We start from the raw sequence: 13,496 nt of genomic DNA, 5'->3' as shown, positions 1-13,496 counted from the left end.
GCCTGGCCTGCGGGCCAGGTCTGGGCGGAACGGCAAAAAACGAGTAAAATAATGCTCATAACCCATTAAAAAGTAATCATCAATGGCCGCAGAAACGCAACTGAATCCGACCCAGCCCGTCAATCAGCAAATCTATCGCATCCTTCGTCGGGATATTGTCCATTGCCTGATCCCGCCGGGAACCCCGCTGTCAGAGAAAGAGGTGTCGGTGCGGTTTGATGTTTCGCGCCAGCCGGTACGGGAAGCCTTCATCAAATTAGCGGAAAACGGGTTGATTCAGATCCGTCCCCAGCGCGGCAGCTATGTGAATAAAATCTCAATGACCCAGGTGCGCAACGGCTGTTTCGTACGTCAGGCCATTGAGTGCGCGGTAGTGCGCCGCGCAGGAACGATGATCAACGATGAACAGCTCTATCAGCTGGAACAAAACCTCAACCAGCAGCGGGTGGCGGTTGAACGTCAGCAGCTCAATGATTTTTTCCAGCTCGATGATGAATTTCACCAGAAATTATCCCTTATCGCCGACTGCCAGCTGGCGTGGGACACCATTGAAAATATCAAGGCGACCATCGATCGGGTACGCTATATGAGCCTTGACCACGTGACTCCGCCCGATATGCTGCTGCGTCAGCATCTCGATATTTTTCAGGCACTGGAAAAACGCGATCTTGATGCCGTAGAAAAGGCGATGAATATTCACCTGCATGAAATTAGCGAGTCGGTTTTGTTGATTCGTCAGGAAAATAGCGAGTGGTTCAGCGAAGAATAATGGGTTAAGCGGCAGCCAACGTTGCGTCAGCTGCCGTAAAATAGATTACCGAACCACTAACACCGGAATTTTGGCATAGCGTAAAACGGATTCGGCGTTAGAACCGAGGAGATGAGTTGATATCCCCGGCTTGCGTGAACCAATAACGATAACGTCAAAATTCTCTTTTTCGCTCAGCGCTAATATTTCATCACGCACATTGCCAAAAACAATGCGGGTATGGATCCGCGACGCCGGGATTGAAAACAATCGCGACAGATCGCGCATTTTCTTTTCCGACTCCTCTTTCATGAAGGCTTCAAATTTACGAATATCCGCCGTAAAGCCGCGCAGCAAAGAACTGGTGCTGTTTGGCAGCACGTTCAGCAACGTGATTTCACCTTCTTCGGCAGATGCTAAAAAATCCGCGTGACGAACGGCCTTATCGCTTAAATCCATTTCAAACACATCGACCGGCAATAATATCTTTTTGTACATAGCCTGAGCTCCTTAGTCCTGAAGAAACCGTTGGGGGGATTTTATTCTGCCATATTTAAGCGTGCGGGAATACGATCAATCACCCAAATAAATACTTCAGAGATAAAAATAAACATCAACAATATATAATTAATTATGGAAAGTTAGAGTTATGTATAGACGGGAAATATCAGAGGCTATTCGTATTGCTAATACAAAAATAGCCCGACTCGCTATGCGATGCCGGGCTATGAATGGAATGATGTTTTTTTACTGGCCTTTAGCCCATTCGGCGACGGTCGCCTTGGCGCCGTGAATCTGTAAAGAGAGATACGCCGCCGTCACCGCATCGACAAAACGCGGTTCCTGCGGCAGACTTTCGCCGAAAATGGCCTTAATACCCAGCAGCGCCTGCACGCGTTCGCTACCCTCTTTACTACCCTGCACCGCCTGTTGAATGACCGGCAGTAGCGGATCGCTGATTTCAATCGCCTGCCCCTTGTCATCGACACCGCTCACGTAGCGCATCCAGCCGGCAATACCCAGCGCCAGCAGGCTGAAATCACTGTGATGCGCCAGGTGCCAGCGCACGGAGTCCAACATACGTTGCGGGAGCTTCTGGCTACCGTCCATCGCAATCTGCCAGGTGCGGTGCTTAAGCGCCGGATTGCTATAACGCTCAATGAGCAAACCCGCATAACGCGCCAGATCCACGCCCTGTACACTCAGCGTCGGCGCTTGCTCTTGCAACATTAACGCCTGCGCGGCGCGGCGGTAGTTATCATCCTGCATGCAATCATTGATATGCTGATAACCGGCGAGATAGCCCAGATAAGCGAGGAACGAATGGCTGCCGTTGAGCATTCGCAGCTTCATCTCCTCAAACGGCACGACGTCAGTGACCAGCTCCGCGCCGGCTTTCTCCCACTGCGGACGACCGGCGACGAAGTTATCTTCGATAACCCACTGGCGGAACGGTTCACAGGCCACACCGGCCGGATCGCGCACCCCGGTGAGTTGTTCAATTTTATCCAGCGTATCAGCGGTCACTGCCGGAACGATGCGGTCGACCATTGTGGAAGGGAACGTCACGTTCTGCTCAATCCACTGCGCCAGTTCGTCATCCACGGCGCGGGCATACGCACAAACTACGTTTCGCATTACGTGGCCGTTTTCCGGCATATTGTCGCAGGACATGACGCTGAAAGCCGGCAGACCGGCGGCGCGACGGCGCGCCAGCGCTTCTACCACCACGCCCGGCGCCGATTTCGGCTGGTGTGGAGTTTGCAGATCGGCGGCAATCAGCGGGTTATCAAGCTGCAGCTGACCGGTGGCCGGAGAGTGGCAGTAGCCTTTTTCGGTGATGGTCAGCGAGACAATCGCTACCTGAGGCTCGCACATTTTCGCCAACACGCTTTCCAGGCCATCGACCTGCGCATGCATCGCCTGCTTCACCACGCCGACGACGCGTGCGGTCCAGGCATCGGCGGACATTTCAGCCACCGTATAGAGCAGGTCCTGCTGTTGCAAATCGGCAATCTGCTGCTCACCGCCAATGAGGTTCACTTCGGTATAGCCCCAGTCGCTGCCGTGTTCGGCGGCAAGGATATCGGCATACACCGCCTGATGGGCGCGGTGAAAAGCCCCAAAACCGAGATGAACGATGCGAGAAACCAGCTTGCTGCGATCGTAAGAAGGAAGCGTTGCCCTGGCGTTTAAAAGCGTGTTTTCCATGGTGTCTCTCATTTTTATGATGACTGATAAATCATTCTCAAACAGAATGTTTTGGTGAGGTAAACCATCGCACGCAATTGGTATGACATCTTTGATTTTCATCAACTACCATACAAGAAGATCCGGCGCTGTCGCGTTTCGTGATCCTGCGCGCAATGGCGGGGATGAGCCGGGAGTATCCCGGCTAGATAACGTTAACGATGAGATTATGATTTCGCGTATTGGCCATTCGCGTTTAGCGCCTGACGCGTACCGGCGTCCGCCGCATCGTGGTCCAGACTCAGGTCACGGTCACACACTTCCGGCATCAGTAATGACGAGATGAGACCGATAGCTGAATAACAGATCAGCATCGCGACAATCGGCCACCACGAACCGGTTACGTTACAGAAGATACCGGCCAGCACCGGTCCGAATCCCACCGCCACCAGGCCGCCGGCCTCTTTTGAGATAGCCATTCTGGTAAAGCGATTACGCGAGCCGAACATTTCCGCCATGGTGATATTTTCCAGCGCAAACAGACCCAGTACCGCCACGTTATGAATAACAATCAGGGACAGCATAATGGTGCTGGCGCTATAGCTTTTATCGACAATAATAGCCAGCATCGGCCAGGCCAGAATAATGGCGGAAATATTGACGATAATATAAGGTAAACGGCGCCCAACTTTATCCGATAGCCAGCCTAACAGTGGGATAGTAATAAAGCCAATCACTGAGCTAATCATTAAGGCATCGGTCGGAATCGCTTTATCAAATAATAGACTTTGAACCAGATATCCCGCGAGAAATGTTTGCAATAAACCGGAATTACCGGCCTGTCCAAAGCGTAAACCGGTCGCCAGCCAGAATGATTTACTTTTTAACATCGCGCCGAAGGTATTTTGCGCGGCGGCGGCTTTAGCCTTAACTTCATCGGCTTCGTTGACCTGTTCAAATACCGGGCTCTCTTTCAGATTTAAACGCAGCCAAATGGCAAAGATCATTACCACGACGCTTGCAAGGAACGGAATACGCCAGCCCCAGGCGATGAGTTGTTCGCGATCGAGCAGGAAGAACATCACTGCCCAGATGGCCGTGGCGCTCAGCGTCCCGCAGTTGGTGCCCATCGCCACCAGAGAAGAGATGATGCCGCGTTTCCCTTTCGGCGCATATTCCGCCAGCATGGTACCGGCGCCGGAAATTTCGGCGCCCGCTCCCAGCCCCTGAATAATACGCAGGGTCACCAGTAACACCGGCGCAAAAATACCAATCTGCGCATAGGTGGGTAATACGCCGATTAACGTGGTGCAAATGCCCATCATGGTGATGGTAATAAACAGAACCTTTTTACGCCCGATGCGATCCCCCATTTTACCGAATATGAAAGCGCCGACGATCCGCGCAATATATCCTGCGCCATAGGTTCCCATCGCTAATATCAGCGCCATGGCCGCCGACTGCTCCGGGAAAAATATCTCATGAAAGACCAGCGCGGCGCCTAAAGAATAAAGCTGGAAATCCATAAATTCCAGTGCCGTGCCAAGCCAGCCGGATACCGCGGCGCGGATAAGATCCGTAGTGCTTCTCTCATTTTTAGCTGTCGTCATAATAATAATCTCTAAAGTAGGATACAGCGAGGTTATTTATATTTATGCGTTGAAGGTTAATAACACCTTACAACAATGCTTGCGGTCTTCTTCAAATAACGTCATGGCATCGACAACATGCTCAAAAGCAAACTGATGGGTGATTAGCCGATCCGGATTAATTAAGCCGTTTGCCAACCATTCGAGAACCAGCGGGAATTTATTGGCATTGAGCCTGGACGAATAAATAGTGAGCTCTTTGCCGGTGATCCCCTGCTGCGCCACCATTGACGGTTCGGTAGAAAAGCCCATCAGCACAATCCTGCCTGCCGGCGAAGCCAGTGCGATGGCCTCTGGGAAAATCGCCGGGTGGCAGGCGGCGTCGATAATCAGCGTCGGCCGGATACCCTGCGCTTCCAGCGCCTGCGCCAGCGGTTGCTCCTTATTATTAATGGTCCAGTCGGCGCCGTTTTGCTGCGCCATCTGCAAACGCTCAGGGATCTGGTCGGCGACGATCACCTGCCGCACGTTATAGACGCGCTTGAGCACCTGAATGGTGGTCAGCCCCATCGGCCCAGCGCCGTAGACCAGCGCGATATCCTGTTCGCGTGGTTTAGCCTGGCCGGTGACATTCGCCGCAATAGTAAAGGGCTCCACCATTACCGCATGATGGTCGCTCACGTTCTCCGGCACCGGCCAGGCATTTTTGGCCGGTACCACCGCGTATTCGCTAAACCCGCCATCGCGATGCACGCCCAGCACCACCAGCGACGCGCAGACGTTGGGCTTACCGACCGAACAGGGATAACAGTGGCCGCAGCTGATCACCGGATCAACCGTCACCCGCTGGCCCACGACTTTATCCGTCACGCCCTCGCCCACGGCATCAATCACGCCGAAAAACTCGTGGCCAATGACCCGCGGATATTTGGCGAACGGATTATGTCCACGATAGATGTGGCTATCTGAGCCGCAAATTCCCGCCAGTTTCACCTTTACCCGCACTTCCCCGTTCCCCGGCTGCGGCAATGGCCGTTCTTCAATCGCCAGCGCGTTCGGCTGTTGGATAACAATACTTTTCATTTTTCTCTCCTTACCAATTCCACAAAGTGCCATCTTCGAGGCGCGCCACCGGCAGACAGGCGGGTTCATAGGGGTATTTCGCCGCCAGCTTCTCGTCGAACTCAATGCCCAGCCCTGGTTTATCGCCCGGATGCATATAGCCATTGTCAAAACGCCAGCTATGCGGGAAGACCTCCAACATCTGTTCGGAATAGCCCATGTACTCCTGAACGCCGAAATTTGGCACCCACAGATCGAAATGCAGCGCCGCCGCCATGCATACCGGAGAGAGATCGGACGGCCCGTGAGAGCCGGTGCGAACCTGGTACAATGAAGCAAAATCGGCGATGCGCCGCATGCCGCTGATCCCGCCAGCGTGGGTAATAGTGGTGCGGATATAATCAATGAGCTGTTCTTCAATCAGCTGTTTGCAATCCCAGATGCTATTAAAGACTTCGCCGACGGCAATCGGCGTGACGGTATGCTGGCGAATTAAGCGGAAGCACGCCTGATTCTCTGCCGGTGTCGGATCTTCCATCCAGAACAGACGATACTCCTCAATGCTTTTACCAAATCGCGCCGCCTCGATCGGCGTCAGGCGATGGTGCATGTCGTGCAGTAAATGCTCGTTGAAACCAAATCGTTCGCGCACGGCGGCAAATAGCCGCGGGGTGAAATCCAGATATTTCTCCGTTGACCACAGCTGCTCTTCCGGCCACACGCCTTTGGTCGCCGGCTCGTATGCCTGACCTTTGCCCTTGGCCATGCCGTAGGTGGTTTTCATCCCCGGAATACCGCACTGCACGCGGATCGCCTTAAAACCCATTTCCTGATGGCGGGCGTAGTCGTCCAGCACTTCATCAATGGAATGACCGGTGGTGTGGCAGTAGACCATCACCCCTTCGCGCGAGGCGCCGCCCAGCAGTTGGTAAAGCGGCATTCCGGCGGCTTTGGCTTTGATATCCCACAGCGCCATATCAACGGCGGAAATAGCCGACATGGTCACCGGACCGCGGCGCCAGTAGGCGCCTTTGTAGAAGAACTGCCAGATATCTTCGATGCGGTGAGCATCACGGCCAATCAGCTGCGGACAAAGGTGATCTTTCAGGTATGAGGCGACCGACAATTCACGGCCGTTGAGCGTGGCATCACCGAGGCCGACAATCCCGTCATCGGTGGTGATTTTTAAGGTGACGAAGTTACGCCCTGGGCAGGTAACGAACACGTCGGCGGCAACGATCTTCATGGGTAATTCCTTACATCTGTGCGGTTAGTGATCAAAATTAAATCACCAGACCTACTACCATACAAGTATGATATTTAAAAAAGATGCGAAGGATCACAAACGGATGTGGTTGCGGGGGGCGCCAGGCGTCCCCCCGTTAGCGATTAATTAATGCGGTCTTTTACGATGAAGAAATAGCACAGCGCGCCGGTAAAGGTCACACAGGCGGCGATGACTAAGGCCAGGTTAAAGGAGTGCGTGGTGTCCACTACCCAACCGGTGACAACCGGCGCAAAAGAGGCGAAAACAAAGCTGCCGAAGTTCTGGATCGCCGCCACAGACGCGACTTTATTCTCGCTAACCATCACCTGAACCAGCCCCCAGGCCGAGGTCCCGGCAAAGTGGACGCAGAATAGCGCCATGGAGATAAACGCCACCGCCTGGGTCGGCGAACTCGATTGCACCACCAGCAGCGTGCCGAGCGCAGAAAGCGTCAGGCCAACCACAATGGCCGTTTTGCGCGTTTTCGCCAGATCGTACCCGCGGCGCGCCAGCGCATCGACCACCAGCCCATTGACCCACATGCCCACCGCCGCGGCCAGAAACGGGATTGCCGCCACCCAGCCGGTTTTCGCCAGGCTCAATCCCTGCTGCGCCTGCAGATAACCGGGCAGCCACGCGATATACAGCCAGCCGGTATAGTTAACCCCGGAGAAGCCTAAAATCATTCCCCAGGTGGTGCGCCGTTTGAACAGCGCCAGCCACTCGCTGAATACCAGCGTTGGGCGCGCTTTTTCCGGCGCCGCCAGATACTGGCGCTCCTCCTGTTGCAGATCGAACTGCGCGCGGTTGCGATACCACGCGTACCAGCACAGGCCCACAACGATCCCGGCAAGGCCGATAACCACGAACATGGTGCGCCAGCCCCAGGCTATCTGCATCAGCACCAGCGCCGGCGGCGCGATCGCCTGGCCAAGCACCGTTGAGGAGTTAAAGATGCCGACCGCGGTACCGCGTTCTTTTTGTACGTACCAGTCGGTAATGGATTTTACCCCCGCCGGCATAAACGGCGCTTCGCCAATCCCGAGGCCAATACGGAGCAAAATAAAGTGGCTAAAGGAGTTCACCACCCCGGTTAGCGCCTGCATCAGTGACCAGAAAATCAGCCCTGCCCCCAATACAATTCGCGGGCCGAAGCGATCGAGCAAAATACCCGAGGGCAGTTGAGCAAAGCCGTATGACAGAGAGAACGCCGACAGCAGCACGCCGAATTCCGTCGCGCTAAGCCCGAGATCGCCGCGAATAGCCTCACCGGCAACGCTTAATGACGAACGATCGAGGAAGTTGACGATACCGGCGATGAACAGCAGCGTCAGGGTGACTTTTTGCACCCGGCCAATGCGCACGGGTTTGGCGCCAGCTTCGCTGGCAAGGGTTTGTGTAGCCATAATTGCCTCTTACGATAAACAGCACGATGCGTTTAGGGTAAGTAAGGCAACTAGTCGGCTACCATACAAGAATTAAGGTTGAAATTAGCGTGGAAGATCACAAAGGGCGATTTTTTATCCTGCTACAAGACGCTATGCCCGCCCCCAGCCAGCAACGATGATCAGCATGCCGCATAGCGCAATCGCGGCCCCCGCCCAGTCAAAGTGACTTAGCTTCACACCATCGACGAAACGCAGCCACAGCAGCGCGGTGCAGACGTAGACGCCGCCATAAGCGGCATAGACTCTGCCGCTGGCCTCCGGGTGCAGGGTCAGTAGCCAGACGAACATCGCCAGCGCCATCGCGGTCGGGATCAACAGCAGCGGCGAACCGCCCCGCTTCAGCCATAGCCACGGCAGGTAACAGCCGATGATTTCGCACAGCGCGGTAGCAAAGAAAAGTAACGTGGTTTTCAGCATTAAAGTTTGGTAAATGAGACAATTTGTTGCACTAGTGTACGCGATAATGCGCAGGCACCCATGCCATTTTGTCCGGTAGGCGCGGGTAGCGAGTTGTAGTAAACTTGTCCAACTGGTTAACCCTTTTTATCACTCAAAGGAAATCGTGATGAAAATGACACGCAATAAACGCTGGTGCCTGACCGCCCTGCTGGCGGCAAGCGCAATGGTCTATACCGCTTCGTCCTTCGCGCAAACCGACAAACTGGTGATCGAGTCCGGCGACAGCGCGCAGAGCCGTCAGCAAGCCGCAATGGAAAAAGAGCAGTGGAACGATACCCGCTCGCTACGGCAGAAGGTAAATAAACGCGCGGAGAAAGAGTGGGACAAAACCGACGTCGCCTTCGATGCGCAGGATAACTGCCAGAAGAGCGCCAACGTCAACGCCTACTGGGAACCCAACACCCTGCGCTGTCTTGACCGCCGCACTGGTCGCGTTATTACGCCATAATTCCCCGGCGCCCGTGGGCGCCATCCTCTATTAATGCACACAGGATTTCCCATGTCTGACGCCCCTCACGTCAAACTCCGCCCGCTTGAGCGCGAAGACCTGCGCTTCGTCCACCAGCTTGATAATAACGCCAGCGTAATGCGTTACTGGTTTGAAGAACCTTACGAGGCCTTCGTCGAACTCTCTGACCTTTACGACAAACACATTCACGATCAAAGTGAACGCCGTTTCGTTATCGAATGCGATGGCGAAAAAGCCGGGCTGGTTGAACTGGTGGAGATAAACCACGTTCACCGTCGCGCCGAGTTCCAGATTATCATCTCCCCGGAATATCAGGGCAAAGGGCTGGCGACGCGCGCCGCTAAGCTGGCAATGGACTACGGCTTTACCGTTCTCAATTTGTATAAGCTGTATCTGATTGTTGATAAAGAAAACGAAAAAGCGATCCACATCTACCGCAAACTCGGTTTCATGGTCGAAGGAGAGCTGATTCACGAGTTCTTTATCAACGGCGAATACCGCAATACCATTCGCATGTGCCTGTTCCAGCATCAGTACCTTGAGAAACATCGTCCTCAAGGCCAGACGCTGCTCAAGCCCACCGCTCAGTAGTAGTCGATAGTGTTTTTGATGCTGTAGTGTCGCGTCACCGCCGGCTGGACGCTTTCATCGACAACCTGCATCTCACAGCGGATCGGGTTGTCGTGATCGTCATAGTCGCAGGTTTGCTTCACCTTACCTAACGCGCGGTCGTTAAATACGCTCACCGCGCTGTAATCGAGCTTTTTACGCGGATCGGTGGACGGCGTCGATACGACGCTGAAGCGCTCATCTTTCGCGGTGGTGGTTTTGCCCAGCGGATAACCTTCGCTGTCATAGCGATAGCTGGAAGTGCTTTCTTTCCCGCGAGCCGTCACCACAAACCCGTTGTCATCGGTCTCCCAGCTGACGCCCGCCGCCGGCATCTCGGCGAGCTGGCATTTCCCCTGCAGCCGCAGGCGTTTCTCCTGCGTTTGCGCATCCAGATAGTAATTCGCGTCAAGTACCAGCGTGGCGCCGGTTTTGTTTTCGAGGTCGGTAAAATCCAGCAGATCAAAACACCCTTCTGCCGACACCTGGGCACGCACCCGCTTCACCATTTCCCCCTGGTCGTCGAACAGGATCTGAGTAAACGTTTTCACCGGGCCGCGCAGCGGGTCGAACTCAAACTCATTGGAAAAACTGGCCATCTCCGGGGTAAACGCCGCCGGCGTTGACGGCTTATCGCAGGCGCTGAGCAGCAACGCTGCCGGGATCAGCAAAAACAGTTTATTCACAGCCGCTACCTTTTTGGGAATATTCCAATCATTTTAGCAAATACAATTATTTACACCAATTCTGCTATGCTTAAAAATGGATGACATCAATAAGGAGCTTATGATGAAACTATCCCCATGGTTGTGCGCGGTCCTGCTGCTGGGTTCGGCATCCGCACTGGCAGCGCCGGACTCCTGCGAGCGGGTAAAGGGCGAGATCCAGCAAAAGATCATCAACAACGGCGTTCCGGCTTCTGGTTTCAGCCTGGCCATTGTACCGAATGATCAGCCTGACCAGCCCGGCGCTCAGGTGGTTGGCCACTGCGCTAACGACACCTTCAAGATAATCTATACCCGCAACGGCGACGCGACGGCGACCGATTCAGACGGGCAATAACCGCCGCTTTCGAGTGAAGGATCTTATCTCTGGTTGACCGGAGATAAGATTCACCTACCCCTATTTAAGTATTATTCCTCACCCATGCGCCAGCAATCCTGCGGTTGCCAGCGGCATTTCGCATAATAAAAATCATGGAGTGAGCACAATGTCCAACCCTGAACATCCCGGCGGCGTCAGTCGTCGCGCCCTCATAAAATCCTCAGCAATCGGTTCCCTGGCCCTGGCCGCCGGCGGCCTGTCGTTGCCTTTCAGTCTACGCGCCGCGGCCGCCGCCGTGCAGCAAGCCACCGGAGCAGAAGAAAAAACCGTCTGGGGTGCCTGCTCGGTTAACTGCGGCAGCCGCTGCGCGCTGCGCCTGCACGTTCGCGACAACGAAGTGGTGTGGGTGGAGACCGATAATACCGGCCATGATATTTACGGCGATCATCAGGTTCGCGCCTGCCTGCGCGGGCGTTCTATCCGCCGACGTATCAATCACCCCGATCGTCTTAACTACCCAATGAAACGCGTAGGCAAACGCGGCGAAGGAAAATTCGAACGCATTAGTTGGACCGAAGCGCTGGATACCATCGCCGAAAGTCTGAAACGCGTGGTAAAAGAGTACGGCAACGAAGCGGTCTATATTAACTACTCTTCCGGGATTGTCGGCGGCAATATGACCCGCTCTTCCCCTTCCGCCTCGCCGGTGATGCGGCTGATGAACTGCTACGGCGGATCGCTCAACCAGTACGGCACCTACAGTACGGCGCAGATCGCCTGCGCCATGCCCTATACCTACGGTAGCAACGACGGCAACAGCACTTCGGATATTGAAAACAGTAAACTGGTGGTAATGTTCGGCAATAACCCGGCGGAAACCCGCATGAGCGGCGGCGGCATTACCTGGTACCTGGAGCAGGCCCGCGAGCGTTCCAACGCCCGCATGATCGTCATCGACCCACGCTATACCGATACCGCGGCCGGGCGTGAAGATGAGTGGATCCCCATTCGTCCCGGTACCGATGCGGCGCTGGTCGCCGGTATCGCCTGGGTATTGATTAATGAAAATCTGGTAGACCAGCCGTTCCTCGATAAATACTGCGTCGGCTACGATGAGAAAACCTTGCCGGCCGATGCTCCGGCCAACGGCCACTATAAAGCCTATATTCTCGGCCAGGGGGACGACGCTACCGCCAAGACGCCGCAGTGGGCCTCGCGTATTACCGGTATTCCCGCCGATCGCATCATTAAACTGGCGCGCGAAATCGGTATGACCAAACCCGCCTATATCTGCCAGGGCTGGGGGCCACAGCGCCAGGCGAACGGCGAACTCTCCGCGCGGGCTATCGCCATGCTGCCGATTTTAACCGGCAACGTCGGCATCAACGGCGGCAACAGCGGCGCCCGCGAATCGACCTATACCATCACCATTGAGCGTCTGCCGGTACTGGAAAATCCGGTAAAAACCGCCATCTCCTGCTTTAGCTGGACCGACGCTATCGCCCGCGGACCGGAGATGACCGCCACCCGTGACGGCGTGCGCGGCAAAGAGAAGCTGACGGTTCCCATCAAATTCCTGTGGAACTATGCTGGCAACACCATCATTAACCAGCATTCCGACATCAATAAAACCCACGATATTCTACAGGACGAGAGCAAATGCTCGACGATCGTGGTTATCGAAAACTTTATGACCTCGTCGGCAAAATATGCCGATATTCTGCTGCCGGACCTGATGACCGTAGAACAGGAAGATATCATTCCTAACGACTATGCCGGCAATATGGGCTATCTGATTTTCATCCAGCCCGCCACCACGGCGAAGTTCGAACGCAAACCTATCTACTGGATCTTAAGTGAAGTAGCAAAACGCCTTGGCGACGATGTGCATCAGCGCTTCACCGAAGGCCGGACTCAGGAGCAGTGGTTACAGTACCTGTACGCCAAAATGGTCGCTAAAGATCCGGCGCTGCCGGGCTATGACGAGCTCAAAAAAATGGGCATCTACAAGCGTAAAGACCCGAACGGCCATTTCGTCGCCTATCGGGATTTCCGTCGCGATCCTGAAGCGCATCCGCTAAAAACGCCTTCCGGCAAAATTGAGATTTACTCCAACCGCCTCGCCGAAATTGCCGCCCGCTGGGAGCTGGAAAAAGGCGACGTCATCAGTCCGCTGCCGGTCTATGCCTCCACCTTTGAAGGCTGGGACGATCCGTTACGCAGCCAGTTCCCGCTACAAATGTTTGGCTTCCATTATAAGGCGCGTACCCACTCCAGCTACGGCAACGTCGATGTCTTACAAGCGGCCTGCCGTCAGGAAGTGTGGCTTAACCCTCTCGATGCCGAAAAACGCGGGATTAACAACGGCGACATGGTGCGCGTCTTTAATCAGCGCGGCGAACTGCGTATTCCGGCAAAGGTCACGCCGCGTATTATGCCTGGGGTGACGGCGATGGGTCAGGGAGCATGGCACGATGCCAATATGGCTGGCGATCGCGTCGACCACGGCGCCTGCATGAATACCCTCACTACCCACCGGCCTTCACCGCTGGCGAAGGGAAATCCGCAGCATACCAACCTGGTCGAAATCGAGAAGGTTTAAGGAGTAAAC

12 protein-coding genes and 1 pseudogene are annotated in these 13,496 nt (G+C 54.8%); 5 read left to right on the top strand and 8 right to left on the bottom strand.

Going from position 1 to position 13,496, the window contains the following annotated elements:
- The first annotated feature begins 82 nt into the window (after positions 1-82).
- The gene (locus PGR09_RS05330; RefSeq protein WP_045394600.1) at positions 83-769 is read left to right on the top strand and encodes a GntR family transcriptional regulator; all 687 of its coding nucleotides are present in this window, start codon (positions 83-85) and stop codon (positions 767-769) included.
- Positions 770-814: 45 nt separating this feature from the next.
- On the opposite strand, the gene PGR09_RS05325 is transcribed toward PGR09_RS05330, so the two are convergent.
- The 7 genes and pseudogenes from PGR09_RS05325 to PGR09_RS05295 all read right to left on the bottom strand — a co-directional run bounded on the left by PGR09_RS05325 (position 815) and on the right by PGR09_RS05295 (position 8,783).
- Positions 815-1,246, bottom strand: a complete 432-nt coding sequence (locus PGR09_RS05325) for a universal stress protein (protein ID WP_047048088.1) — start codon at positions 1,244-1,246, stop codon at positions 815-817.
- Positions 1,247-1,495: 249 nt separating this feature from the next.
- Positions 1,496-2,959, bottom strand: coding sequence for a mannitol dehydrogenase family protein (locus PGR09_RS05320; RefSeq protein ID WP_047048084.1), 1,464 nt, complete (start codon positions 2,957-2,959; stop codon positions 1,496-1,498).
- Positions 2,960-3,165: 206 nt separating this feature from the next.
- Entirely contained in the window at positions 3,166-4,548 is a 1,383-nt protein-coding gene (locus PGR09_RS05315) for an MFS transporter (protein ID WP_047048083.1), read from the bottom strand.
- 42 nt (positions 4,549-4,590) lie between these two features.
- Positions 4,591-5,610: a Zn-dependent oxidoreductase gene (locus PGR09_RS05310; protein ID WP_047048082.1), complete on the bottom strand. Its 1,020-nt coding sequence runs from the start codon at positions 5,608-5,610 to the stop codon at positions 4,591-4,593.
- Positions 5,611-5,620: 10 nt separating this feature from the next.
- The gene (gene rspA, locus PGR09_RS05305; RefSeq protein WP_047067372.1) at positions 5,621-6,835 is read right to left on the bottom strand and encodes a starvation-sensing protein RspA; all 1,215 of its coding nucleotides are present in this window, start codon (positions 6,833-6,835) and stop codon (positions 5,621-5,623) included.
- Positions 6,836-6,978: 143 nt separating this feature from the next.
- A complete protein-coding gene (locus PGR09_RS05300; protein ID WP_047048077.1) occupies positions 6,979-8,262 on the bottom strand; it encodes an MFS transporter in 1,284 nt (427 codons plus the stop codon).
- Between the two features lie 132 nt (positions 8,263-8,394).
- Positions 8,395-8,783, bottom strand: a pseudogene (locus PGR09_RS05295) (YnfA family protein).
- 86 nt (positions 8,784-8,869) lie between these two features.
- Between PGR09_RS05295 and PGR09_RS05290 the strand changes: the two are divergent.
- Both PGR09_RS05290 and speG read left to right on the top strand, forming a co-directional pair.
- A complete protein-coding gene (locus PGR09_RS05290) occupies positions 8,870-9,211 on the top strand; it encodes a DUF1283 family protein (RefSeq protein WP_015366763.1) in 342 nt (113 codons plus the stop codon).
- A 51-nt stretch (positions 9,212-9,262) separates the two neighbouring features.
- Positions 9,263-9,823, top strand: a complete 561-nt coding sequence (speG, locus tag PGR09_RS05285) for a spermidine N1-acetyltransferase (protein ID WP_015366764.1) — start codon at positions 9,263-9,265, stop codon at positions 9,821-9,823.
- Here speG and PGR09_RS05280 read toward each other — a convergent pair.
- Positions 9,817-10,527 carry a YnfC family lipoprotein gene (locus PGR09_RS05280; RefSeq protein WP_045394624.1) on the bottom strand — a complete coding sequence of 237 codons (711 nt, stop codon included), beginning with the start codon at positions 10,525-10,527 and terminating at the stop codon, positions 9,817-9,819. The two genes, speG and PGR09_RS05280, sit on opposite strands and share 7 nt — an antisense overlap.
- A 103-nt stretch (positions 10,528-10,630) precedes the next feature.
- Here PGR09_RS05280 and PGR09_RS05275 point away from each other — a divergent pair, with 103 nt between their 5' ends.
- Positions 10,631-10,903: a DUF1161 domain-containing protein gene (locus PGR09_RS05275; RefSeq protein WP_047048073.1), complete on the top strand. Its 273-nt coding sequence runs from the start codon at positions 10,631-10,633 to the stop codon at positions 10,901-10,903.
- A gap of 148 nt (positions 10,904-11,051) precedes the next feature.
- A complete protein-coding gene (ynfE, locus tag PGR09_RS05270; RefSeq protein WP_430915866.1) occupies positions 11,052-13,487 on the top strand; it encodes a selenate/tellurate reductase subunit YnfE in 2,436 nt (811 codons plus the stop codon).
- Positions 13,488-13,496 lie beyond the last annotated feature (9 nt).

Source organism: Klebsiella sp. 141251 (assembly GCF_050600725.1).
Classification (GTDB): Bacteria; Pseudomonadota; Gammaproteobacteria; order Enterobacterales; family Enterobacteriaceae; genus Klebsiella; species Klebsiella aerogenes.
This window is presented reverse-complemented; position numbering and strand designations above follow the sequence as displayed.

Coding starts and splice junctions, on each gene's coding strand:
- PGR09_RS05275 (WP_047048073.1), top strand. CDS start 10,631: ATGAAACTATCCCCATGGTTGTGCGCGGTCCTGCTGCTGGGTTCGGCA.
- ynfE (WP_430915866.1), top strand. CDS start 11,052: ATGTCCAACCCTGAACATCCCGGCGGCGTCAGTCGTCGCGCCCTCATA.
- speG (WP_015366764.1), top strand. CDS start 9,263: ATGTCTGACGCCCCTCACGTCAAACTCCGCCCGCTTGAGCGCGAAGAC.
- rspA (WP_047067372.1), bottom strand. CDS start 6,835: ATGAAGATCGTTGCCGCCGACGTGTTCGTTACCTGCCCAGGGCGTAAC.
- PGR09_RS05315 (WP_047048083.1), bottom strand. CDS start 4,548: ATGACGACAGCTAAAAATGAGAGAAGCACTACGGATCTTATCCGCGCC.
- PGR09_RS05330 (WP_045394600.1), top strand. CDS start 83: ATGGCCGCAGAAACGCAACTGAATCCGACCCAGCCCGTCAATCAGCAA.
- PGR09_RS05320 (WP_047048084.1), bottom strand. CDS start 2,959: ATGGAAAACACGCTTTTAAACGCCAGGGCAACGCTTCCTTCTTACGAT.
- PGR09_RS05300 (WP_047048077.1), bottom strand. CDS start 8,262: ATGGCTACACAAACCCTTGCCAGCGAAGCTGGCGCCAAACCCGTGCGC.
- PGR09_RS05325 (WP_047048088.1), bottom strand. CDS start 1,246: ATGTACAAAAAGATATTATTGCCGGTCGATGTGTTTGAAATGGATTTA.
- PGR09_RS05290 (WP_015366763.1), top strand. CDS start 8,870: ATGAAAATGACACGCAATAAACGCTGGTGCCTGACCGCCCTGCTGGCG.
- PGR09_RS05310 (WP_047048082.1), bottom strand. CDS start 5,610: ATGAAAAGTATTGTTATCCAACAGCCGAACGCGCTGGCGATTGAAGAA.